We start from the raw sequence: 1,763 nt of genomic DNA on the forward strand, positions 1-1,763 counted from the left end.
CGGGCCGGAGGCGGGGCATCACGGGACCCTCCCGGCGGCGGGGACTGGCCGGCACCGGCGCGACGCAGCGGCACCGGCGCGAAGGGCGAGAAGAAGGATCATGGAGCGGCTCCCTCGGAGCGGGCGGGCGGACGGAACGGCACGCGGCGCAGGCGTGGCCCGCCTCAGCCTTCCACCAAGGCGTAGACGCGGACCCCCGCCGAGGTGCCGGTGGCCCAGACCCGGCGCACCTGGCAGGGCGGCAAGGGCTGGAGGCCCGGCAGAGCGAGCACATCCACGCTCTCCCCGTCGCCCGCGCCCACGGGCGTGACGCGCACCGTGCCGACGCCGCCGGCCACGTCCTCGGGCACGAAGGCCCAAAGCGCCTTGGCGTAGACGGGAAGGTCAGCGCCGTCGGCGGGCGCCACTGCGGCCAGCCGCCGGGTGGGCGAGGTGAGCGAGGCGGCGTGGCCACGCATGGGGTCGCGGGCGGGATCGTAGGGCATGGAAGGCTCCTCGGCAGACAGGGGTCAGGCGCCGGCCACCGGGCAGGCGAGCAGATGGATGGCGAGCCGCACGATGCCGCCGGTGAAGGCGCCGCCATTGGCGGTGAGGCGCACCGGCGTCGGCGCATAGAAGGCGGTGGGGCCGATGACACCGGCATTGGTGGAGCCCGCCGCCGCCCCGAGCGAACCGCCGAACTTCGACGCCTCCCCGGCGATGCCGCAATCGTAGGAGGCGGCGCCGGTGACCGCCGCGAGCGTGCGCGTGGTCACGCCGAGCACGATGGCGCGGTCGGGGATGGCGATGGTGCTCTCGACGAAGGCGCCGGCCAGCGCGACGTCTTCCTCCAGCACCCGCGCCTCGATGGCGGCGCGGTGCGCGCTCGCCGCCAGCGGCGACATCCAGGCGACGCCGTCGAACAAAGCGAGCCGGCCCTCATCCTTCACGAAGGCGAGGAAGCCGGGCGCGAGCGGGAGGAAGTCGAAGGCGCCCGCCTCATAGGCGGCGACCTGTCCCTCGCGCCCCGCGAAGGCACCGCTCGCGCCCGCCGGCACGAACCAGCGCGCCCCCTCGGCGGGCGCACCGGGCGGCGCGGGCGTGGTGACGCTTTCCAGCACCATCTGCACGAAAGCGTCGAGGCGGCGCAGGGCCTCGTTGTGGGTCACATGCTTCTGCGCCTGCGCCGCCGCCAGATAGGGCAGCGCCAGATTGGCCGTGCTGTCGGATGCCATGGGCGATCCTCGCTTGAGAGGCGTTGGATAGGTCAGCGGACGGGCAGACTCAGGACGCGCGTCGCGCCCGGGCCCACGGCGTCGGAGAGCTGGGCGATGCGCACCGCGAGCACCGCCTGCGGGGCGCCGAAATCGGCGATCTCGTGCGCGGCGGGATAGAGCAGCGACGGCGCGCCGGTCTCGAATGTCCGCACCACCGCCGCCCCGTCGAGGATCTCCACGCGATAGGCCTCGCGCGCCTCGCCGAGCGGCACCTCCACCTGGTCCCAGCCGTCGCCTTCGGTGCGTGTGCGGCGGATGAACGAGACCATCACGCCCTCGGGCGCGCGCCGCGCCTGCCCATGCACGGGGAACAGCGGACGCAGCGCCGTGCCCTCCACCGTGCCGGCGATTTCGCTCACCTCCTCGTCGCCCTGGTCGCCGCGCGCCGGGCCGACGCGATAGATGAAGGACCGCCCCAGCAGCGAGAGGCCCGCGGCCACCGGCTCCACGCGCCCGTCGAGCTTCACGAGCCGGGGTGCCGGCGGGGCCGGGGCGCGGCGCCGGCCA

The 1,763-nt window shown here is 75.1% G+C and carries 2 protein-coding genes and 1 pseudogene; all 3 read right to left on the bottom strand.

Features of this window, described 5'->3' with window-relative positions:
- Positions 1–164: 164 nt before the first annotated feature.
- The gene (locus AC2W7M_RS24795) at positions 165–485 is read right to left on the bottom strand and encodes a spike base protein, RCAP_Rcc01079 family (RefSeq protein WP_486135704.1); all 321 of its coding nucleotides are present in this window, start codon (positions 483–485) and stop codon (positions 165–167) included.
- A 24-nt stretch (positions 486–509) separates the two neighbouring features.
- Entirely contained in the window at positions 510–1,214 is a 705-nt protein-coding gene (locus AC2W7M_RS24800; RefSeq protein ID WP_486135706.1) for a DUF2793 domain-containing protein, read from the bottom strand.
- Between the two features lie 32 nt (positions 1,215–1,246).
- Positions 1,247–1,763, bottom strand: a pseudogene (locus AC2W7M_RS24805) (baseplate multidomain protein megatron); the annotation flags it as partial.

The organism is Xanthobacter sp. BG11Y11_SDJG (assembly GCF_057364445.1).

Coding starts and splice junctions, on each gene's coding strand:
- AC2W7M_RS24795 (WP_486135704.1), bottom strand. CDS start 485: ATGCCCTACGATCCCGCCCGCGACCCCATGCGTGGCCACGCCGCCTCG.
- AC2W7M_RS24800 (WP_486135706.1), bottom strand. CDS start 1,214: ATGGCATCCGACAGCACGGCCAATCTGGCGCTGCCCTATCTGGCGGCG.